General features: G+C 70.7%; 18 protein-coding genes. 12 read left to right on the top strand and 6 right to left on the bottom strand.

Features of this window, described 5'->3' with window-relative positions; all coding sequences use genetic code 11:
• Nucleotides 1–12 precede the first annotated feature (12 nt).
• Entirely contained in the window at nucleotides 13–597 is a 585-nt protein-coding gene (locus tag DXK32_RS20115; RefSeq protein WP_014239303.1) for an ActR/PrrA/RegA family redox response regulator transcription factor, read from the top strand.
• A 71-nt stretch (nucleotides 598–668) separates the two neighbouring features.
• On the opposite strand, the gene DXK32_RS20110 is transcribed toward DXK32_RS20115, so the two are convergent.
• From DXK32_RS20110 to DXK32_RS20095, 4 genes are all read right to left on the bottom strand, one after another.
• A complete protein-coding gene (locus DXK32_RS20110; RefSeq protein WP_114860130.1) occupies nucleotides 669–1,640 on the bottom strand; it encodes a DMT family transporter in 972 nt (323 codons plus the stop codon).
• Between the two features lie 69 nt (nucleotides 1,641–1,709).
• Nucleotides 1,710–2,468 carry a helix-turn-helix transcriptional regulator gene (locus tag DXK32_RS20105; protein WP_114860129.1) on the bottom strand — a complete coding sequence of 253 codons (759 nt, stop codon included), beginning with the start codon at nucleotides 2,466–2,468 and terminating at the stop codon, nucleotides 1,710–1,712.
• 79 nt (nucleotides 2,469–2,547) lie between these two features.
• The gene (locus DXK32_RS20100; RefSeq protein WP_114860128.1) at nucleotides 2,548–2,739 is read right to left on the bottom strand and encodes a YgaP family membrane protein; all 192 of its coding nucleotides are present in this window, start codon (nucleotides 2,737–2,739) and stop codon (nucleotides 2,548–2,550) included.
• A gap of 77 nt (nucleotides 2,740–2,816) precedes the next feature.
• Nucleotides 2,817–3,509: a Crp/Fnr family transcriptional regulator gene (locus tag DXK32_RS20095; RefSeq protein WP_114860127.1), complete on the bottom strand. Its 693-nt coding sequence runs from the start codon at nucleotides 3,507–3,509 to the stop codon at nucleotides 2,817–2,819.
• A gap of 237 nt (nucleotides 3,510–3,746) precedes the next feature.
• Here DXK32_RS20095 and DXK32_RS20090 point away from each other — a divergent pair, with 237 nt between their 5' ends.
• The 9 genes from DXK32_RS20090 to DXK32_RS20050 all read left to right on the top strand — a co-directional run bounded on the left by DXK32_RS20090 (nucleotide 3,747) and on the right by DXK32_RS20050 (nucleotide 15,465).
• Nucleotides 3,747–6,020, top strand: coding sequence for a GumC family protein (locus tag DXK32_RS20090; RefSeq protein WP_114860126.1), 2,274 nt, complete (start codon nucleotides 3,747–3,749; stop codon nucleotides 6,018–6,020).
• Between the two features lie 150 nt (nucleotides 6,021–6,170).
• Complete coding sequence (locus tag DXK32_RS20085) at nucleotides 6,171–7,616, top strand: flippase (protein WP_114860125.1); 1,446 nt, start codon at nucleotides 6,171–6,173, stop codon at nucleotides 7,614–7,616.
• A gap of 230 nt (nucleotides 7,617–7,846) precedes the next feature.
• The gene (locus tag DXK32_RS20080; RefSeq protein WP_114860124.1) at nucleotides 7,847–9,202 is read left to right on the top strand and encodes a nucleotide sugar dehydrogenase; all 1,356 of its coding nucleotides are present in this window, start codon (nucleotides 7,847–7,849) and stop codon (nucleotides 9,200–9,202) included.
• A 25-nt stretch (nucleotides 9,203–9,227) separates the two neighbouring features.
• The gene (locus tag DXK32_RS20075) at nucleotides 9,228–10,226 is read left to right on the top strand and encodes an NAD-dependent epimerase/dehydratase family protein (protein WP_114860123.1); all 999 of its coding nucleotides are present in this window, start codon (nucleotides 9,228–9,230) and stop codon (nucleotides 10,224–10,226) included.
• A gap of 14 nt (nucleotides 10,227–10,240) precedes the next feature.
• The gene (locus DXK32_RS20070) at nucleotides 10,241–11,218 is read left to right on the top strand and encodes a GDP-L-fucose synthase family protein (protein ID WP_114860122.1); all 978 of its coding nucleotides are present in this window, start codon (nucleotides 10,241–10,243) and stop codon (nucleotides 11,216–11,218) included.
• A 6-nt stretch (nucleotides 11,219–11,224) separates the two neighbouring features.
• Nucleotides 11,225–12,484, top strand: a complete 1,260-nt coding sequence (locus DXK32_RS20065) for a glycosyltransferase family 4 protein (protein ID WP_114860121.1) — start codon at nucleotides 11,225–11,227, stop codon at nucleotides 12,482–12,484.
• Nucleotides 12,481–13,692 (top strand): glycosyltransferase family 4 protein, encoded by a 1,212-nt coding sequence (locus tag DXK32_RS20060; protein WP_114860120.1) that lies wholly within the window; start codon nucleotides 12,481–12,483, stop codon nucleotides 13,690–13,692. Before DXK32_RS20065 ends, DXK32_RS20060 begins: the two co-directional genes overlap by 4 nt.
• Nucleotides 13,692–14,840, top strand: a complete 1,149-nt coding sequence (locus DXK32_RS20055) for a glycosyltransferase family 4 protein (protein ID WP_205215774.1) — start codon at nucleotides 13,692–13,694, stop codon at nucleotides 14,838–14,840. Before DXK32_RS20060 ends, DXK32_RS20055 begins: the two co-directional genes overlap by 1 nt.
• A 112-nt stretch (nucleotides 14,841–14,952) precedes the next feature.
• Entirely contained in the window at nucleotides 14,953–15,465 is a 513-nt protein-coding gene (locus DXK32_RS20050; protein ID WP_162801274.1) for a hypothetical protein, read from the top strand.
• 3 nt (nucleotides 15,466–15,468) lie between these two features.
• Here DXK32_RS20050 and DXK32_RS20045 read toward each other — a convergent pair whose 3' ends face one another.
• Together DXK32_RS20045 and DXK32_RS20040 are read right to left on the bottom strand one after the other, a co-directional pair.
• Nucleotides 15,469–16,059, bottom strand: coding sequence for a demethoxyubiquinone hydroxylase family protein (locus tag DXK32_RS20045; protein WP_114860118.1), 591 nt, complete (start codon nucleotides 16,057–16,059; stop codon nucleotides 15,469–15,471).
• A 4-nt stretch (nucleotides 16,060–16,063) separates the two neighbouring features.
• Nucleotides 16,064–18,016 carry a right-handed parallel beta-helix repeat-containing protein gene (locus tag DXK32_RS20040; RefSeq protein WP_162801273.1) on the bottom strand — a complete coding sequence of 651 codons (1,953 nt, stop codon included), beginning with the start codon at nucleotides 18,014–18,016 and terminating at the stop codon, nucleotides 16,064–16,066.
• 280 nt (nucleotides 18,017–18,296) lie between these two features.
• Here DXK32_RS20040 and DXK32_RS20035 point away from each other — a divergent pair, with 280 nt between their 5' ends.
• Nucleotides 18,297–19,724, top strand: coding sequence for a hypothetical protein (locus tag DXK32_RS20035; RefSeq protein ID WP_114860116.1), 1,428 nt, complete (start codon nucleotides 18,297–18,299; stop codon nucleotides 19,722–19,724).
• Nucleotides 19,721–20,902 (top strand): hypothetical protein, encoded by a 1,182-nt coding sequence (locus tag DXK32_RS20030; protein ID WP_162801272.1) that lies wholly within the window; start codon nucleotides 19,721–19,723, stop codon nucleotides 20,900–20,902. The genes DXK32_RS20035 and DXK32_RS20030 overlap by 4 nt, the downstream gene beginning before the upstream one ends.
• Nucleotides 20,903–20,915: the final 13 nt, after the last annotated feature.

The following is a 20,915-nucleotide window of genomic DNA, read 5'->3' as shown; positions in this document are numbered from 1 at the left end:
GTGGATAGCGCGATGACCACGGACGAGAGTCCAACGGGCGAAACCGCCAAGCTAACGTTCACGGGTGACGTTACCCGCAGCCTCCTCATCGTCGACGACGACGCGCCTTTCCGAACCCGCCTCGCGCGCGCCATGGAAAAGCGCGGTTTCAACGTGGTCGCCGTGGACAGCGTGCAGCTCGGCATCGACGTCGCCCAGGAATCGGCGCCGGCCTTCGCGGTGGTCGACCTGCGGCTGGCCGACGGCAGCGGCCTGGACGTGGTCAAGACCCTGCGCGACGCCCGCCCCGACGCCCGCATCGTCATGCTGACCGGCTACGGCAACATCGCCACGGCGGTCGCCGCGGTGAAGGCCGGCGCGGTGGATTACCTACCGAAGCCGGCGGACGCCGACGCCGTGGAATCCGCCCTGCTGGCCGACGGCCGCCCGCTGCCCTCGCCGCCGGAGAACCCGATGTCCGCCGACCGCGTGCGGTGGGAGCACATCCAGCGCGTGTTCGAGCAGTGCGACCGCAACGTCTCCGAAACCGCCCGCCGGCTGAAGATGCACCGCCGCACCCTGCAGCGCATCCTGAACAAGCACGCCCCGCGCGGCTGATCCCGCTCTTTCCAAAACAACAACGCCCCCTCTCCACGTCGGTGAGGGGGCGTCGTCGTTTCGGGCTCACCTCACGCCGGGGCCGGCTGCCGCGCGGTCTCCGGCGGCTTCGGGCGGTGGGCCGCGACGCAGGACAGAACGCTGCCGGTCACGCAGACCAGGGCGGCAAGCTCCATCCCCGTCGGCAGCCGCTGCTCCCACAGGAAGCCGTAGAGCAGAGCGAACAGGGTCTCGAACAGGATCATCTGACCGACCAGGGTCAGCGGCAGCAGCCGGCTCATCCGGTTCCACAAGGCGTTGCCGACGATGGAGGCGAGGATGGCCAGGCCGGTCACCACGGCGGCGAAGCGCAGCCAGTCCGCGGCGGCGTGGCCGCTCGGGGTGAACAGGAAGGCGGGAACCGCGAGCAGCAGCGCCTGGGCGCCGGTCACCACCCCGGTGAGCAGGCTCCAGTCATGCGCCGACACATGGCCGAGCCGGGCGAGCCAGCGGCTGTTGCCCACGGCGTAGACCGTCCAGGAGACGAGCGCGCCGACCGCGCAGAGCAGGCCGGTCAATTCGGCCACCGGGATCCCCCGGCCATCGCCCGACACACCGCCCAGCGACCCACTCAACGATTGCCAGCCGATGCACAGGATGCCAGTCGCGCCGAGCAGCAGCGACGGGACGAGCTTCCGGACCGGAACCGCCCCATGATCCCGGCTGCCGATGACGGTGACCGCGACCGGCAGGAAGCCGATCACCAGCGAGGTCATCGCCATCCCGCCCACCTGAACGGCGGTGGCCAGCAGCGCGTAATAGAGGATGTTGCCGAGCAGGCTCAGCCAGGCCAGCGCCCACCATTCCCGCCGGCCGAGCCCGGCGCGCAGGGTGCGCCAGCGCGGCGCCACGAGCAGCACGGCGAACAGGCCGTAGGCGAGGTAGCGCCCGGCGGCGAGCTGGAGCGGCGTGAAGGCCGAGGCCAGCTCCGGGGCGAGGAAGACCAGCCCCCACATGGCCCCCGCGACGATGCCGCAGGCGACCCCCAACCACGTCGTGCCCATCCCTGCTCCAATCCTCTCTGGTTTCCGGGGCGAGGATGCCAGGGAGGGCGGCGCTGGTCTTGTCCCGGGCTACCGACTTTTGGGCCGGGTCTCGCGGCTTTGGCGCCGGTAGGCCGCCGGGGTCAGGCCGCTGGCCCGCCGCATCGCGCGGGTGAAGGCGCTCTGGTCGGCGTAGCCGGCGCGGTAGGCGATCTCCGCGATCGGCAGGTCCGACCGCGCGAGCCAGTCGCAGGCCCGCTTCAGACGGACCTCCGCCAGCCACGCGCGCGGGGTGGTGTCCAGCTCGGCGCGGAACAGGGCGTGGAGCCGGCTGACGCTGACGCAGGCCCGCTCGGCCATCGTCTCGGCAGTCCACGGCCGGGCGAGGTCGGGCTCGACCGCGGCCAGCAGGGTTCCAAGACGCGACCGGGGCCTTGCGGGTTCCTCGGCGAGCGCGTCGAGCAGCAGGGGCACCCAGAGGCGGAGGGTGTCCGCCGACATGCCACGGCCGTCCAGCATCAGGCCCATGTAGTCGATCAGCTTGCCGGCCGCCGGGGTCAGCGCGACGAAGGGATGGCGGATCAGCCGGTCGCCGACCGCCGGTTCCAGGATAACCGGATCGAGATCCAGGATGAGCGAGCGGTTCGGCCCGTCGCTTTCCTGGCTGTGCGGGGAGCCGGCCTCGACGAACGCCGCCCGGCACGGCCCGAGACGGCCGCCCTGTCCGGCGATGTCGATCTCCAGGGCGCCGCTCAACGGCAGAACGAGCTGAGCGAAATCGTGCCGGTGGGCGCTCTGCGCCGCCCCGTAGCTGCGGACATCGATGCTGAGGCGCGGCGCTGTGGACATCGCCTTTCTATAACCGAAACCCGGAGCGCCGGCCACCCGCCGAAAGGGGGCGGCGGGGGGTGGCGCTCTGCCCCATCGCTCACTCCTTGATGGAGCAGCTCCGCACGCCGAACAGGGTGTAGGCCGGGCAGAAGCCGACCACCGCGGTCAGCAGCGGGACGAGGCCGATCCAGCCCCAGGGGGTCTGCGGACCGACGAAGACGAGGGCGATCAGGACGAGGCCGACGATGGCGCGCAGCGCGCGGTCGATGGTGCCGACGTTGACGGGCATGGGTGCACCTTATGGAGTGGTGTGGGCGGTTGATGCCCCCATCCAAGCCCCTTTCCGCCCGCCGGTCTGTGACTCCGTCACACGCCTTCCGTTCGCTCCAGCGCCAGCAGAGCGTCGGGATCGCGCACCGCGACGCGGCCGCGCGACAGCTCCACGAGGCCACGTCGTTCGAACTCCTTCAACTGGCGGCTGACCACCTCGCGCGCCGTGCCCAGCTCGACCGCCAGCGCCTGGTGGGTGGTGTCCAGCCCGCCGCGCGCGTCGCGGTGGTCGACCAGGAAGCGGGCCAGCCGCAGGTCGATGCGCCCGAAGGCGACCTCCTCCACCAGCATCATCATGCCGAGCAGCCGCGTGCCGAAGGAGGCGAAGACGAAATCGCGGAACACGGCGGACCGCGCCAGCAGCTCGTGGAAGGCGCCGGCCCCGAGCGCGATGGCGTCCAGGTCGGTTTCGGCCACCCCTTCGGCGCTGTAGTCGGCGCGCGTCATCAGGCAGGCGGTGGTCAGGATGCAGGTCTCGCCCGCCCCGACGCGGTAGAGAACGATCTCCCGCCCGGTCTCGGCGGTCATCTGGACCCGCACCGTTCCGTCCAGCAGCATGAGAAAATTGTGGCAGAGACCGCCGGTGCGGAACAGCACCGTGCCGCGCGGCACCGCCATCCGCGTCCCCTGCGCGCGCAGGACGGCCCGCGCGTCGGGCTCCAGCGCGGCCAGCGCCGGAAACGCACCCGCCCAGATACCGTCAATCTTTTCAACATGTTGCGGTAGCATGCCCGGTCCCCTTCGATCGACCATGACCATTATCCGCGAAGGGGCTTCCCCGGTCCACCCCGACTCCTCCCCCTGGACCGCCCGACCCGACGGCGACTCCGGGGAGGGGTACCCAATGAGCGTGTCTTCCCCACCATATGCCCTCCGGGCAGCATGAAACGGCCGGACGGTCGATGACGTTCTAGGCACCGTAACGCCCCGAACGGGGTGCCGTTCGGCATGCGAGGAGGACCCGCTTTGGCGACCCAGGACTTTCAGGATCAACCCCAGCGGCGGCAATCGGCACCGGTCCCGGGACCGGTATCGTTCGACCTGTCGACCGCGGCGGCCAGCGCGGTGCGCCGCACCACCGGCATGCTGCTGCGCCACAAGCTGCTGATCGGGACGGTGATCGTGCTGGGGACGGGCATCGCGGGTCTGGCCGCGTTGCGCATGACGCCGCTCTACACCGCCCAGACCCTGATCATGGTGGAGCACCGCAAGAACCAGGTGGTGAACTACCAGGAGGTCGTGTCCGGCCTCTCGACCGAGCTGGGCGCCCTGCAGAGCGAGGTGGCGATCCTCAAATCGCCCGCCTTCGCGGAAAAGGTGGTGAACAAGCTCGGCCTGATGAACGATCCGGAGTTCAACGCGGCGCTGCGGCCCGAGCAGACCAACTGGTTCTATTATCTGAACCCGCGGAACTGGGTGCCCGATTCCTGGTGGAACAGCGCCCGCGGCGACCGCCCCGAGATCGCGCTGAGCCCGGAGGAGAAGACGGCCAACGAGAAGACCTCGGTCGTCAACAGCTTCATCGAAAATCTGGCGGTGCGACCGCAGGGCCGGTCCTACGTCATCGCGGTGGATTTCGACAGCGAGGACCCGCGCAAGGCCTCGCTCATCGCCAACACCATCGGCGAGATGTACCTCGTCGACCAGCTCGACGAGAAGTTCAAGGCGGCCAAGCGCGCCACGGCCTGGCTGGAGGAGCGCATCACCGAGCTGCGCCGCGAGGCCAAGACGACCGGCGAGGCGGCCGAGAAGTACCGCGCCGAAAGCGGCCTGACCAACGCCAACGGCGAGACCACCCTGATCGCCCAGCAGCTGGCCGAGCTGAACACCAGCTACGTGCTCGCCCGCACCAAGCGGCAGGAGGCGGAGTCCAAGCTGCGCGAGGTGTCCACCCTGGCGCAGAGCCCGCGCGGCGTGTCGGCCATCGGCGACGTGCTCGGTTCGCCCTTGATCCAGGCGCTGCGCCAGCAGGAGGTCGAGCTTCAGCGCAAGATCGCCGAGGCCGCCAACAAGTACGGCGCCCGTCACCCGACTCTGACCGCGTTGCAGAGCGAGCTGCGCGACCTGCAGGGCCAGATCCGCGCCGACGTGAACCGCATCGTTCAGAACCTGAGCAACGATGTGGAGGTGGAGCGTGGGCGCGAGGCCGCCCTGAAGGCCAACCTCGACCAGCTCCAGGCCCAGCGCAACCAGCAGCAGGAATCCAACGTGACCCTGCGCACCCTGGAGCGCGACGCCGAGACCTCGCAGACCATGTACGAGGCGATGCTGACGCGCTTCCAGGAGATCGCCGGCCAGACGGAGATCCAGCAGCCCGACGCCCGCATCGTGTCGGAGGCGGCGATCCCGCTGAACCCGTCGCAGCCCAACAAGAAGATGATCGTCCTGCTGGCCCTGGTCGCCTCGGCCACGCTGGGCGTGCTGCTGGCGATGCTGCGCGAGCAGTCGGAGCGCGGCTTCCGCAGCCCGCACCAGTTCGAATCGGCGACCGGCGTGCGCTCGCTGGGGATCGTCCCGGCCATCGGGCGCCGCCGCCGCGGCACGTCGCCCGCCGACTACGCCATCGAAAAGCCGATGTCGGCCTTCGCCGAGGCGATGCAGAACCTGCGGACCACGCTGCTGCTCGCCAACCCGGACGGCCACCAGCGGGTGATCCTGTTCAGCTCCTCCGTCCCCGGCGAGGGCAAGAGTTCGATCGCCGCGGCCTTCGCGCGCATCTGCGCCAACGCCGGCCAGAAGACGATCATCCTGGACTGCGACATGCGCCGCAAGGGGCTGCACCCGATGCTGGGCCTGGAGAACCGGCACGGCCTGTACGAGGTGCTGTCCGGCGAATGCGCCCCGAACGAGGTGATCCAGACCGACCCGCGCACCGGCCTGCATTTCATCGCGTCCGGCCGCGGCTCCGCCCTGCCGCAGGACATGCTGGGCTCCAGCCGGATGCACCAGCTCATCTCGCGGCTGGCGCTGGAGTACGACCGGGTGATCCTGGACAGCCCGCCGGTGCTGGCGGTGTCGGAGGGCAAGCTGCTGGCGGCGCTGGCCGACCAGACGGTCTTCATCGTGCATTGGGGCAAGACCAAGCGGGAGACCGCCATGGCCGGGCTGAAGGAGATCGTCGAGGCGGGCGGCGAGGTCGTCGGCGTCCTGTTCTCCCAGGTCGATATCCGCCGCCACGCCCAATACGAGTTCCCGGACAGCGGGCGCTACCACGGCTACCGCCGCTACTACGCGAACTGACGGCAAGCGACGGCGCCGGGCCCCCACCCAACACTCCCCCGCTTCGCAGGGGAGGGCTCTTCTCCTCCCCCTGCAAAGCGGGGGGAGGTCGGGAGGGGGGCACCGATACGACACGTCACACGACACGCCCACACATCTCGCAAAGACCAAATGACCGCCGGACGACGCATTTTTCTGAACATCCGTGCGCTGGGGCTGGCCCGCGTCGCCACGCTGCTGAGCGGGCTGATCACCACGGCCTGGACCGCGCGCGCGCTGGGGCCGGAGGGGTTCGGCGTGCTCGGCTTCGGCACCTCCATGCTCGCCTACGCGGCGCTGTTCGTGAATCTCGGCCTGTCCACCTACGCGGTGCGCGAGATCGCCCGCAACCGGGAAAAGGCGACCGATCTCGCCGACCATGTGCTGACGCTGCGCACGCTGCTGGCGCTGCTGGTCGGCGGGCTCTACGCCCTGTTCGTGCTGCAGCTCGACAAATCGGCGCTGGTCAAGGCGGTGCTGCTGGTCCAGGCCATCCAGCTTCTCGGCAACGCGCTGCTGCTCGACTTCGTCTATCAGGCGACGGAGCGGATGGGCGTCATCGCGGTGCGCGAGATCGGCACGTCGCTCGGCAACATGGTCGCCGTTCTGCTGCTGGTGCGCGGGCCGGACGATCTGGCCGTCGCCGCCGGCATCACCGCCGTCTCCTTCGTCGTCAACGCCGCCCTGATGCTGGCCCGCTTCAGCCGCGATTTCCGGATGCCGCGGCCGCGGGTGGACCTCGCCACATGGCGGGCGATCCTGAAGACCTCCGCCCCGATGGCGGTCAGCGTCTTCGCCTGGGCGCTGTTTTCCCACCTCGACCTGGTGATGCTCGGCTTCATGGCGCCGCAGACGGAGGTCGGCTGGTACGCCGCGGTGACCAAGCTGCTGGTGCTGTCGCTGACCGCGGGGAACATCATCCTCAGCGCCTTCATGCCGCAGCTCGCCGCCGCCTACGGCGACCGCGAGGCGATGCGGGCGCGGATGCGCGACTACGCCGCGACCATCCTGTCGATCGGCGCGCTGATCGCGGCGGGCGGCTTCACCCTGGCGCCGGCCATCCTGGGCACCGTCTTCGGCCCGGCCTACGCGCCGGCCGCCGACACGCTGCGCCTGCTGATGATCGCGGTCGCCATCGTCCACATCAACCTGACGATGGGCAACCCGCTGCTCGTCTGGCACCGCCAGACCGGCTACATGACCGCCATCCTGGTCGGCGGGCTGACCAACGCGGCCCTGAACCTGATCCTGATCCCGCGCTACGGGATCGAGGGCTCCGCCGCCGCCACCATCGTCGCCGAGCTGACCGCCATGACCGGCCTCGCCTGGCTGCACCGGCGGGCGGTCGGCCAGCTCTATCTCGGAATCGCCGCGCGGGCGGCGCTGTGCGGTGCGCTGGCCATGGCGGCCACCCTGGGGCTGACCCACGCGCTGCCCGACCTGATGGCCCCCGCGCACCCGCTGCCCGCGCTGCTGATCGGCGGCAGCGTGCTGGTCGCGGTCTACGCGCTGGCGGCGCTGGCGACCGGGCTGGTCCGCCCGTCGCGGCTGCGCCGGCTGATCGCGGCGGCCGCATGATGCGCCCGTCTCATCCCGAATCCCGAAGGACGCCGACCGGACGCACCCTTGCAGCCGGTCCGGGGTACCACGAACAAAACAATGCCCGATCAACGGCATAGCCATTTCACGCCACCCCGAACGGCCGGAACAATGCCGCGTTGCAAGACGTTCGGATTGCGCATGGCGCGGGTGGCGGATGGCGGCGCCTTTGGATGCATGCTCCAATCACTAAGCAGGATCGAAAGACTATGCTCCCAAAGTCCTTTCCCGACCGGAACGTCTGCGTGCTCGGCCTCGGCTATGTCGGGCTGACGCTGGGCGTGGCCATGGCGGACGCGGGGTTCCAGGTGCACGGCGTGGAAGTGCGGGACGAGGTGCTGGACAAGCTGGCCCACGGCGTCCCCCACTTCCATGAGCCGGGCCTCGCCGAGAAGCTGCGCCATGTGATGGAGCGCGGGCGCTTTACCTTCGGCCGCACGCCGGACAGCGCCCGGGACTGCACCGTCTTCATCATCACCGTCGGCACCCCGCTGGACCGCGACGGCCGCGTGCGCACCGACATGATCGAGGCGGCGACCCGCCAGGTGGCCGACTGCATCCGCGACGGCGACCTCGTCATCCTGCGCTCCACCGTGAAGCTGGGGACCACCCGCGAGGTGGTGGCGCCGATCCTGCGCCGCACCGGCAAGCGCTTCGACATCGCCTTCTGCCCGGAACGCACGCTGGAGGGACAGGCGCTGATCGAGCTGAACCAGCTTCCCCAGATCATCGGCGCGGAAAGCGTCGAGGTGGCGGCCCGCGCCTCGCAGATCTTCGGCATGCTGACCCCGACCACGGTCAAGGTCTCGACGCTGGAGACGGCGGAGATGATCAAGCTGGTGGACAACACCTACCGCGACGTCACCTTCGCCTTCGCCAACGAGATCGCCCGGCTGTGCAACGCCATGGAGGTCTCGGCGCTGGAGGTGTCGCGGGCGGGCAAGCTGGGCTACCCGCGCACGCAGCTTCCGCTGCCCGGCCCGGTCGGCGGCCCCTGCCTGGAGAAGGACCCGCACATCCTGATCGAATCCGCCCGCGGGTTCGGGGTGGAGATGGACATCACCGCCGCCGGGCGCCGCATCAACGAAAGCCAGCCCCACGAGGTGTCGGAGTTCCTGGAACGGCTGACCGGCTCCATGCAAGGCTTCCCACAGGAGCCGACCATCAGCCTGATGGGCCTCGCCTTCAAGGGCCGCCCGGCGACCGATGACCTGCGCGGCACCATGGCCAAGCCGCTGTTCGAGGAGTTGCGCACCCGCTTCCCCAAGGCGCGCTGGCGCGGCTTCGACGCGGTGGTGGCGGCGGACGACATCCGCGGCTTCGGGCTGGAGCCGGCCAACAGCATGACCGAGGCGGTGGACGGCGCCAACCTCGCCGTCATCCTGAACAACCACCCGGTCTTCACCTCCATGCCGCTGCCCGATCTGGCGCGCCGCATGGACCGGCCGGGGGTCATCTACGACTTCTGGAACAACTTCAACAGCCGCGAAGTGGACCTGCCCGAGGGCACGGCCTACGTCGCGCTGGGCAGCCACGGCGCCGCCCGCTTCGCCCATGTCGCCTGACGCCGCTGCCCGAGGGAACAGACCAATGCCGAAACACTACCTCGTGACCGGGGGCAGCGGCTTCATCGGCGCCGCCCTGGTCCGCCGTCTGGTGCGCGACGGGCACCGCGTCCGCGTGCTCGACGACAACTCCCGCGGCCACCCGCGCCGGCTCGGCGACGCCGTGGACGCGGTCGAATTCGTGTCCGGCGACATCCGCGACCCGGCGGCGGTGGACAAGGCGGTGCGCGGCGTCGACGGCGTGCTGCATCTGGCCGCCGTCAACGGCACCAAGCATTTCTACGAGAAGCCGGAGGTGGTGCTGGACGTCGGCGTCCGCGGCATGCTGAACGTGCTGGACGCCTGCCGGGCGAACGGGGTGGGTGATCTGGTCGTCGCCTCCTCCTCCGAGGCCTACCAGACCCCGCCGACGGTGCCCACGCCGGAGGACATCCCGCTGGTCGTGCCCGACGTGCTGAACCCGCGCTACAGCTACGGCGGGTCGAAGCTGATCTCGGAGCTTCTGGCGGTCAACTGGGGCCGCACCGGCTTCGACCGCGTCGCCATCTTCCGCCCGCACAACGTCTATGGCCCCGACATGGGGTGGGAGCATGTGGTGCCGGAGTTCGTGCGCCGCGCCGTGGAGGCCATCGACCGCACGTCGGAGGTCCTCGTGCCCTTCCCCATCCAGGGCGACGGCACCCAGACCCGCGCCTTCGTCCACATCGACGACGCGGTGGACGGCATCATGACGGTGATCGAGCGCGGCGAGCATCTCGGCATCTACCATGTCGGCAACCCGGAGGAGATCTCCATCGCCGAGGTCGCCCGGCAGGTCGTCGCCGCGCTGGGGCGGGTGGCGGACATCCGGATCGGACCGCCCGCCCCCGGCGGCACCCAGCGGCGCAGCCCCGACATCACCCGCCTGTCCGCGCTCGGCTACACGCCGCGCATCCCGCTGAAGGACGGTCTGCCCGGCGTGGTGGACTGGTACGCCGCCCGCAGCCGCGCCGGCGACGCCCCGATCGCCAGCGCCGCCGAATAAGGAAACCGAGACCCATGGAGCGAAACAGCCGCATCTTCGTCGCGGGGCACCGCGGCCTCGTCGGTTCGGCCATCGTCCGCCGTCTGGTGGAGGATGGCTACGACGACCTCCTGCTGCGCGGCCGCGACGAGCTGGACCTGACCGACCAGGCGGCCGTGCGCGCCTTCTTCGACCGGGAGAAGGTCGATTACGTGATCCTGGCCGCGGCCAAGGTCGGCGGCATCCTGGCCAACGAGCGCTTCGGCGGCGACTTCATCCGCGACAACCTGCTGATCCAGACCAACGTCATCGACGCGGCGTGGCGGGCGGGGGTGAGGAAGCTGCTGTTCCTCGGCTCCTCCTGCCTCTACCCGAAGTTCGCGGAGCAGCCGCTGAGGGAGGAGGCGCTGCTGACCGGCGCTCTGGAGCCGAGCAACAAGCCCTACGCCATCGCCAAGATCGCCGGCATCACCCAGTGCCAGGCCTACCGGCGGCAGTACGGCTTCAACGCCATCTGCGCCATGCCGTCGAACCTCTACGGCCCCGGCGACCATTTCGACCCGGAGGGCTCGCACGCCATCCCCGGCATGATCCGGCGCTTCCACGACGCGAAGATGGAGCGGGCGCCCAGCGTCACCCTGTGGGGCACCGGCACGCCGCGGCGCGAGTTCCTCTATGTGGATGACATGGCCGACGCCTGCCTGCACCTGATGGAACGCTACGACGGCGAGGACATCATCAACGTCGGCCCCGGCGAGGACATCCCCATCGGCGATCTGGCCCGGCTGATCCGCGGGGTGGTCGGCTACGAGGGCGCGCTGACCCAGGACCTGAGCAAGCCGGACGGCCACCCGCGCAAGCTGATGGACGTGTCGCGCCTGTTCGCCACCGGCTGGCGGCCCAAGGTCGGGCTGGAGGAGGGCTTGCGCCGCACCTACGGCTGGTTCCTGGAGAACGCCGCCCCGCCGGCTCCCCGGCCCGCCGCCGCCACGACCGGCGAAGCCGCGGAGTGATCGCCGATGCCCGATGACTCCACACCCCTGCGCACCCGGACCATGGCTCCGGCCGCCCTGCCGCCCTCGGTCCTGCTGGTGGCGATGAGCTACTGGCCGGAGCCCGCCGGCAGCGCCCCGATGATGACCGACCTCGCCACGGCCTTCGCCGCGGCGGGGACGGACATGACGGTGCTGACCGCGCGTCCCAACTATCCGGGGCACGCCATCTACGACGGCTACGCCGACGGGGCGGAGGACCGCCGCACCGTGAACGGCGTGCGCATCGAGCGGCTGCTCACCATCCCGCCCAAGGGCGGTGGCATGAAGGCACGACTGATCCACGAGGGCGTGCTGCACGCCGGCTTCCTGGCGGCGCGCGCCCGCGGGCGCGTCGCGCCGCACAAGGCGGTGCTGTCGCTCTGCCCCTCCATCTTCAGCGTCGCCGTCGCCGACCGCTTCCGGGCGCCGGGCGGCCGGCACATCGCCATCGTGCACGACATCCAGTCCGGCCTCGCCGGCGCGCTGGGCATGGGCGGCGGCGCCGCGCTGAAGGCCATCCAGGCGGTGGAGCGCACCGCGCTGAACCGTGCCGACGGCATCGTCGTGCTGTCGGAGGCGATGGCCGACGTGCTGCGCGACCTCGGCGTGCGGCGGCCGATCACGGTCATCCCGCCCCACGTCGACGCCGACGCCATCCGCCCCCTGCCGCGACCGGAGGGCCAGCCGCCGACCGTGCTCTACAGCGGCGCCTTCGCCCGCAAGCAGGGGCTGGAGCAGGTGTTGGAGATGGCCCGCCACCTCCACGCGCTGCGCCCCGACGCCCGCGTGCTGCTGCGCGGCCAGGGCGGGCTGGAGGAGGAGCTGAAGGCCCAAGCCAAGGCGATGGCGCTGCCCAACGTGGAGTTCGCGCCGTTGATCGCCGCCGACCGGCTCGCCGAGGGGCTGGCGGAGGGCGACGTGCATCTGGTGCCGCAGCGTCCGGAGGGGGCGGCCTTCGCCATGCCGGGCAAGGCGGTGACCATCCTGGCCGCCGGACGGCCCTTCGTGTGCACCTGCCTGCCCGGATCGGCGCTCGACCGGCTGGGAACGGAGATCGACGCCTTCCGGCGCACCCCGCCCGACGCGCCGGAGGCCATGGCCCAGGCCGTGGCCGACCTGCTGAACGACCCCGCCCGGAGCGCCGCCATGGGCCGCCGGGGCCGCGCCTGGGTGGAGGGCAACGCCAGCCGCAGCGCCGTCCTGGCGCAGTACGCCGCGCTGCTGCTGGGAGACGACGCCGCATGACGAAGCCCGCCCTGGTCTTTTCCTGGGAAATGTTCGGCCCCTACCACATGGACCGGCTGGAGGCGGTCGGGCGGCGGCTCGGCCATCTCTACGACGTGGTCGGTCTGGAGGTCGGGTCGAAGTCCCACACCTACGCCTGGGACTCCACCGGGGAGGGGCAGCATTTCCGCAAGGTCACGCTGTTCCCCGGACGCTCCAAGGCGGACATCCCGTCCTTCCAGGTCTACCGCGCCCTGCTGCGCGAATGCCGCAAGGCGGGGGCCAGCCACGTCTTCCTGTGCCATTACGAGGAGCCGGACGTCTTCGCCCTGGCGGTGACGATGCGGCTGATGGGCCGGCGCGTCGTCAACATGAACGCCTCCAAGTTCGACGACAAGCCGCGCGTCCTCTGGCGCGAGGCGCTGAAGTCCCTGCTCTACAAGCCCTATCAGGCGGCGATCGGGGGCAGCCACCGCACCGTCGACTACTACCGCTTCCTGGGATTGCCCAAGGACCGGCTGTTCATCGGCTACGACACCCTGTCGCTGGAGCGGGTGCGCCGGCTGTCCGGCATGACCCCGGCCCCGGACGGCGTGCCCTTCGCCGAGCGGCACTTCACGATCATCGCCCGCTTCGTGCCGAAGAAGAACCTGTTCCGCGCCGTCGAGGCCTACGACCTCTACCGCCGGCTGGCCGGCGACGCGGCGCGGCCCCTGCACCTTTGCGGCTCCGGCCCGCTGGAGGCCGATCTGCGGGCGGAGGTCGCCCGGCGCGGGCTGGAGGGGCACATCGTCTTCCGCGGCTTCCTTCAGGAGAAGGGGATCGCACAGACGCTGGGCTCCACCCTGTGCCTGCTGCTGCCCTCGCTGGAGGAGCAGTTCGGGCTGGTGGTGAACGAGGCGCTGGCCATGGGCGTGCCGACGATCCTGTCGGATCAGTGCGGCGCCCGCGACGTGCTGATCCGCAGCGGCCTGAACGGCCACATCGTCGAGCCCGACAACCCCGAGGGGCTGGCCCGCCACATGCTGTCCGTCGCGTCGGACGAGGCGGAATGGCGGCGCCTCAGCCTCAACGGACGGCCCTTCCAGGCGCTGGCCGACGCCGGCTATTTCGCGGAGGCCGTGGAGAAGGCCCTGCACAGCCTGGGCGCCCGCAAGGATGCCAACCAGGGCGCCGCCCAAAGCACCGACGAAAGCGCCCGCAAGGGCACCCGTGAAAGCGAAGCCTGATGACCGACCGCCCCAACACCCCTCACATCGTCGTCTCGGGCCGCCTTCCCCCGCCCATGGACGGGATGAGCCGGGTCACCGCCCTGGTGCTGGACCGCCTGCGCAGCCGCGGCCCGGTGCAGGCCACGGTGGAGGTTGCGGACCTGTCGCCGGGCTGGAACGGCGGCGGCCTGCGCTACCACGCGGCCAAGGCCATGCGCGTGCTGCTGGCGGGCCTGCGTCTGGCCGCCGGGGCGACGATCCCCGGACGGCGCTTCTACATGCCCGTCGATTCGGGGCTGGGGATCTTCTACACCGCGGCGCTGGCCGGAACGGCGCGGCTGTTCGGCTATGAACGGACGCTGCACCACCACTCCTTCGCCACCATCTCCAAACCCACTTGGCGGATGAGCCTGCTGACCCGGCTGGCTGGCACGGACTGCATGCATGTGCTGCTCTGCCCGGCCATGCAGGCGCGGTTCCAGGCGCTCTACCCGGCGGCGAAGACGGCGATGAGCGTCTCCAACGCCATCTTCACCCCGCCGGTGCCGCGCCCGCGCCACGGCAAGTCCGGCCCGCTGCGCATCGGCCACCTGTCCAACCTGTGCGCCGACAAGGGGCTGGACACGCTGTTTACCCTGCTGCGCGCCCTGCGGTCGGAGGGGGTGGACGTCAAGCTGGTGCTGGCCGGGCCGGGTCTGGGGCGCATGGACAACGCGCTGGTCGCCGCCGGCCTCGCCGCCTTCGACGGCGACGTGGAGTATCACGGCCCGGTGGACGGCGACGCCAAGGCGGCCTTCTACCGCGACATCGACGTCTTCGTCTTCCCCACCCGCTACCGCAACGAGGCGCAGCCGCTGGTGCTGTTCGAGGCGATGGCGGCGGGCGTGCCGGTGCTGGCCTATGACCGCGGCTGCATCGGCAGCGACATCCCCCGCCCCGGCCTCGTCCCCCAGGACCGGGATTTCATCCAGGCGGTGCTGCCGGCGCTGCGCCTGTGGGCCAAAGACCGCGACGCGCTGGCGCTCGCCTCCGAGCAGGCCCACGCCCGCGCCCGTGCCGCCCATGAGGCCGGGCACGGCGGCATGGACGCGCTGCTCGACCGCATCGCCGGCCCGCTGCCGGAAGCCGCCGGAACCGCCGTCCGCCCGAAGCGCGCCATGGGATAACTCCCGGCGGTGGAATTTTCTGAACATCATTCGCGTTTTCGGGTCGGCCGGCTGGAACCGCGGGCCGGAATGCGCCATCATCGCCGCATACATCCGCAATCCGACCGACCCGATGACGCCCGCCGACAAAGCCCCGTCCATCCGCCCGACCCGAGCCGGGGCCGCCCGGCCGGACGAACCCATCGACAGTGACACGAAAGCGGTTCACACTCCGGCGGATGGACGCTCCACCGAGCCGGTTTCCGCGCAAGAACGGATGGCACGCATGGCTTACGTGACGCAGGACAAGTTCAACGAAGCCATCGATCATCTCGGCCATCACATCGACCGCCGGCTGACCGCGCTCGAAACCGAGGTGAAGTCCCTGCGCACCGACATGGTGCAGGGCTTCGAAAAGGTGGACCAGCGATTCGAGGCGATGGACCAACGATTCGAAGCCATCGACCAGAGGTTTGAGGCAATCGACCAACGCTTTGAAGCGATCGACCAGAGGTTTGAGTCGATCGACCAGCGCTTCGAAAACCTCGAAGGGTCGCTGGCCGCGTCGAACAAGGTCCACAACGACAACCACTTGGAACTGAAGCAGATGCTCGGCGTCCTGCTTCAGGAAATCCGCAGCAAGTAACCGTCACACCCAGCGCGCCGCCATCACCCCCACATGGGACAGGAACACCGCCAGCCGCGCCAGCGCGCGGGCGGTCCAGGGCGGCGCCGGGTCCAACCGGGCGGCGTCGAGGGCGTGGAGACGCTCGTCGAGGCGGCAGGCCTCCAGCAAATCCAGCAGCCCCGGATCGGGGGCGAACCGCCGCGCCAGGGCGATCTGCCGGGCGTAATGCCCATCCACCCACGCCTCCACCCCGGCGACCACTGCATAGAAATAGGGCGGGCCGAGCCAAGCCGGCAGCCCGCCCATCACCCGGCCCGACCAGCGCCAGAAGGCCAGCGGTGCGCTGCGCTTGTCCGGCGGCAGGACCGCCTCGAACAGCCGCAGGTGCCGCCGCTCGACCCTCCGGTGGGAGGCGGCGAAGCGCAGAACCTCCGGATCCCTGGTGGCCCCGGCGACCCCGTCGTAAAGGGCGACCGCCACGGTCTCGCCGACATGGCTGGCGCGCAGTTCGCGCCGGATGCGCGGCGGCAGGGCGGACAGGTCGAGACGGGGCGGCGCCAGCCCGATGGTCGCGGACGGCGGGGCTTCCGGGGAGGGTATGGGGGTGTCCACGGGCTCAGCGCGCCCCTTCCGGACCGATGCGCGACCAGGGAAGCTCCTGGAAACCGATCTTCAGGGCCGGGGAATTCGGGCGCAGGCGGTAGTCGTCCTTAGACGGGTTCATGAAATAGGGGTCCGGCTGGTTGCCTCCCTGAACGGAGCGCGCCTGCGTACGTTCAACCGGCGCCCCCGGCGCGCGCAGGCCGCGGCCCGGCCGGTCGAAGATGTTGTTCTCCAGCCGGTACTCGCCGCCGGTCAGCGCCGTCACCAGCTGCTCCACCGGGACGCGGGCGTGGATGATGTTGCGGCTGGCCTCGTTGTCGCGCAGGAAACCCGCCGTCCCCGCCTTCGGCACCCATTCGAAGCGCAGGAAGCGGTCGCGCTCGTCGGTCAGCACGGCGATGTTGTTCTCCACCCGGTTGCCGTCGCCGCCATGGATGAACACCGACGCCCAGCCGGTGTCCTCCAGGAAGTTGCCCTCCACCCGCACGCCGTTGGTCAGGTCGTCCAGATAGACGCCGAAGCCCTTGTAGCGGGTCATCCAGCGCCCCGCCGCGTCGGTGGCGATCCCGCCGGTTCCCCGGATGTCGTTGAAGCGGATGATGAGCTTGGTGTCGATGTCGCTGCGCCCCAGCGTCTCGATGGCGCCGAGGTCGGCGGTCTCCCGCCCGACGTCGCGGATGCGGTTGTACTCGATCACGTTGTCGGTGTTCTTCGTCTCCGGGTTCCAGTTCTTCATGGAGATGCCGTAGCGCGCGGCGTGCCGGATGTCGTTGTGGGCGATTTGCGTGCGGGTCACCCCGGCGCTCATGATGCCGCCGCCGTAGAAGTTCACCTCGCCGACATGGCGGATGGTGTTGGCGACGATCCGGTTGCCGACACTACCGGGGGTGAGTTCGATCCCGCTGCGCCCCAGATGCTCCAGCCGGTTGCCGCGCACCTCGCTGTCGGCGACGCCGACCAGCAGCACCCCCGTCCCGACGGCGGAGAAGCGGTTGTCGAGGACGCGGTGCCCCGAGCCGCCGGCCAGCCGCACCGCCGCCCCGTTGTAGGGCACGTCGGCGAAGGAGAGCCCGTCGAGCGTGATGGAATCCGCCTTCTCGGCCTGGATCAGCGGGGCGGTGCGCGCCACCACCGCCTCGCCGTCACGGGCGAAGGCCGCCGGGTCGTGGGGGCGCAGCAGCAGGCGCCGGTCCTTGGCGCTCCAGGCGAACTGGCCGGGGAACTTCAGGAAGTCGGGATGGCCGAGCAGGCGGAAGGTGCTGCCGTCGCGGAACGGGTACCAGCCGTCGCGGTCGAGCACCAGCGTGCCGTTGCGGTCGATGCGCTCGATGCCGCGGATGTCGTCGGCCTGCCGCTCGCGGTCGAGCGCCTGGACGCGCACGCCGGGGACCACCCAAGCCGCCTGGACGGTGCCGGGCGGAAAGCGGAACTGCCGCTTGTCGCCGCCGCCCTTGGTCTGCTGGGCGACGAACCAGCCGCTGCGGATCGGGTCCTGCGGGTCGAAGGCGCCGCTCTGCGCCGCGCGCAGCCGCACCCCGCCGGCGCTGACGTCCAACCCCGGCTCGCGCGCCAGCGGGGCGGAGACGACGCCGTCCCGCTCCGCCCTGAAACCCGTCACCACCTCGCCGCCCGACAGCACCGGGGTCTCGCCGGGAAAGGCGGCGATGCGCAGCCCGGAATCCTCCGGCCCCAGCGTCACCGTGTCGGTCAGCCGATGGATGCCGCCGCGCAACAGGATCAGGTGCAGGCCGCGCTTGCGCGCCTCCTCCACCGCGCGGGCCAGCGTGGCGACCGGACCGTCGCGGCCGTCCGGGGTGGAGGCGGCGACCCGCCCGGACCAGCGGTCGTCGCCCTGGGGGGAGACGTGGATCGCCGGCTCCGCCGCAAGGGACGGGAGGGGACCAGCCAGGAAGAGGACCAGCCACAACAGCCCGCCCGCGAACAGTCCAGGAATCCGGCGCGTCATATCACCTCCGTTCCGCACCCCAGCGAAACTGGCGGCGCGGGGCGGATGAAGCAAAAGCGCGGACGGGGTGCCTCGAAGGCGTCGCGCGGATAGCCCTGACCGGGCGGCCCTCGCCGTCTGCGCTCCCGGACGGGGGGACCCGACCGGGTCCGGCGGCGTTGCTTCCGGATGCGCCACCCCCGCCCGTGGGGGTCGGCACGACGACACCGCCCCACCGGCCGCGATACCACCGGCCGTGGCCGGCGGTGACGCGCGTTCACGAGGCCAAGCGGAGTCCGGCATGATCGAAACGGCGTTGATCGCCCAGGTGCTGGTGGTGGCCCTGGTCGTGGTGGCCTATCTCAGCACCGGCACCGCGTCGATGTTCCACCCGCTGACCTACTATCTGATCTTCCACACGCTGGTCTTCGTGATCCGGCCCCTGCTGGTCCACGGCTTCGGCATCGACAACGCCTGGCTGTTCATGGGCTACTGGCCGAGTGCGGCGGAGTTCGTGAAGTCGCTGACGGTCAGTTCGGTGGCGCTGATCGCCTTCTCCATCGCCTGCGGCTGGGCCGGGCGGGTGAAGCCGGACTTCAGCCGGGCGCCCACCTTCACCTTCGACCGGCTGGACATCACCGCCTTCGCCCTGACCGTGGCGGCGCTGGGGCCGCTGGCCATCTATTCGGCGATCCTGCGCCAGGACGGCGCCGACTTCACCGGCACCGGCGACGTGCAGATGGAGCGCGACCCGCTGACCGGCCAGCCGGTCTACGTCAACACCACCGGCTACATCGCCGAGGCCCATTCCATGGGCCTGCCGCTGACGCTGGGCATCATCTGGGTCAGCCGCTTCCACCCGCTGTCCTTCATCCCCTTCATCGCCTTCGTCAGCTACCGCGCCTACCTGGGCTGGGGGCGCTGGGCGATCATCATGGGCGTGCTGGGCATGGTGCTGCTGATCCTCTACCACACGCGCACCAAGTGGTTCCGCTGGTGGCAGCTCGCCTGCGGCCTGCCGGTGCTGCTGCTGTTCCACACGCTGGGCAACAACCGCGACTTCCTGCGCGGCGTGCTGGCCGGCACCGAGAATCCGGGCAAGCTGTTCAGCATCTTCCAGGGCGGCGAGGGCTCCTTCGTCGAGAGCGTGTCGAACCAGGACATCGCCAACTTCGACTTCCTGGCCTTCATCCTGTGGGCGGTGCCGCAGCAGTCGGGGACCTACACCTGGTTCACCCAGTATCTACAGCTCTTCACCGAGCCGATCCCGCGCATGCTGTGGCCGGACAAACCCATCGGCGCGCCGGTCAAATGGGTTTCGCTGCACGATTTCGGCAACTTCTCCAACCTCACCACCTCGCTGGCCGGCGACGGCTGGATGAGCGCGGGGTGGATCGGCGTGATCGTCACCATGGTGGTGGTCGGGCTGATCCTCGGCCGGCTGCACCGCTGGTTCTGGGAGTCGGGCTTCACCAACCGCTACGCGGTGCTGTTCTATTGCGCCTTCATCCCGCTGTCGCTGCAATGGTACCGCGACGGCAACATCACCATCGTCAAGTTCGGCTTCTTCTCGCTGCTGCCCATCCTGCTGTGGATCGGCGCGACCAAGGCGCTGCGTCTGTGGATCGGCGACTCCGCCGGGTCACCGCTGGCGCAGAGCCGCATGCCCGTGTTCCACAAGCCCGCCTTCCGCCTGCCGGGCTTCCGGTTCCCCGCGGACCGGGCGTGAGGCGACCGGTGGCGGCCGGGCTGGACAGGATCCTTCTGCGCGGGCTGGCGCTGGCCGCCGCTCTGGTCCTGCCGCTGGCCTTCGCTCTGGACCCACCGGACGGCGACCTGACGGAGCTGGGCGGCTACGCGGAGAACCGCTTCGGCCCCAGGACACCCGAAGCGATCTTCGTGCCGCCGCTGGCCGAGGCGGCGGTGCCCGGCGCCGCCTACGACGTGCTGGTGTTCGGCGACGGCTTCTCCCGCCCCGACGCGGGGGAGCGGCACGGCCGCTACGGCCATTACTGGACCGACCATCTGCGCAACCTGACCGGCCTGACCATCGGCGTGCGGTCCGCGGACGCCGCGACGCTGGCCGCCCATCTGGTTTCCCCCGACTTCCGGGAGCGCCCGCCGCGCGTGGTGATCCTGCAGTTATCGGAGAGCGCGCTGGAGACCCCGATCGGCGGACTGGAGCTCTCCACCGTCACCGCTCCCCGACCGCAAGGCGTGGCGGCCCCGCACGCCCTTCCCGTGGAGCCGCTCAACCGCCAGCCGCGGTCCCTGGAGCGCAGCCGCGCCCAGGCCTGGAACCCGCCGCCCATCGGCCACGCGCTCGACCTGCTGGTCAAGGCGCTGCCGCGCGCGGCGCTGAACGTGACCGGCGGCCCGGTGCAGGAGCGGCCCCTGGCCTATGCCGGCCTGTTCAGCTCCGCCGCCGCGACCACGGCCCTCTTCCGCGCCGGGGATTTCCAGCCCTGGCGCGCCGACCACCGCCTGCTGGAGGAGCGCCGCGCGCGTCTGCACGCGATCCAGGACGCGGTGGAGGCCAACGGGGTGACGCGTTTCCTGCTGCTGGTCGCGCCGGACAAGGGGACGGTCTACGCCGATTTCCTGCTCGAACCGCCGCCCCACCGCTCCGCGGTGGACGAGGTGCTGGGCGCCGACCCGACGCTTCAGGCCGTGCCGCTGGCCGCCGGCCTGACGGCGCTGGCCGCCGGCGGGGTGCGCGACCTCTACGCGCCCAACGGCAGCCGCTGGGGGCTGGAAGGGCAGCTCTACGCGGCGCGGACGGTCGCCCGCACGCTGGGGCGGCTGGGCGTGCTGTCCGGCGCCACCGATCCCTCGCCCGACGTCGCCATCCTGCCCTGCCGGCCGGGTCAGGGCGACTGCACCCCCACGCGCACCCAAACCGACTGATGGACAGGACCAG

Origin of the sequence: Azospirillum brasilense, from assembly GCF_003349955.1 — a bacterium.
Lineage (GTDB): Bacteria > Pseudomonadota > Alphaproteobacteria > Azospirillales > Azospirillaceae > Azospirillum > Azospirillum brasilense_B.
Note: the sequence above shows the minus strand (reverse complement) of the source record. Positions and strands in the feature narration are given on the sequence as shown.